The sequence below is a fragment of the Mesorhizobium sp. M2E.F.Ca.ET.209.01.1.1 genome (assembly GCF_004010375.2).
Classification (GTDB): Bacteria; Pseudomonadota; Alphaproteobacteria; order Rhizobiales; family Rhizobiaceae; genus Mesorhizobium.
In genome coordinates this window covers 1-336 of sequence record NZ_SADP02000664.1, presented here as the reverse complement: position 1 = coordinate 336, position 336 = coordinate 1, and the positions used below count along the sequence as shown (strand labels likewise).

Annotated in this window: 1 protein-coding gene; it reads right to left on the bottom strand. The window is 61.3% G+C overall.

What is annotated here, in order from left to right; all coding sequences use genetic code 11:
* Nucleotides 1–336: LptA/OstA family protein (locus EN852_RS37350; RefSeq protein ID WP_281407851.1), on the bottom strand; the 336-nt coding region annotated here is incomplete at both ends.

The window sequence follows — 336 nt, the reverse complement described above, 5'->3', positions numbered from 1 at the left end:
CCGATTTCGACGCGTCCGATTTCGGCGGCGGCGTGATCGACATCTGCACGCGCTGCCCAGCGCATGGATCGACCTGGGCAAGCCCGCTTTTCATCTGCACGGTAAGCTTGCAGCCGACGAGGACATTGTCGTTTTGCGACAGGACGACCCTTTTGCCCGAAAGCAGCAGCACCTGGCTCTTCATGTCGAAACTGCCCTGATCGCCGGTCGCGACCTGCTGATCCGACTTGATGTACACCTTGTCGGAAATTTCCAGATGGTCGATGTTGGCCGAGCCGGTCATCGCCGCGCCCGCAGCTTCGGTGCCCTTGGCCGCGGCAAGATCGGAAGAGCGTC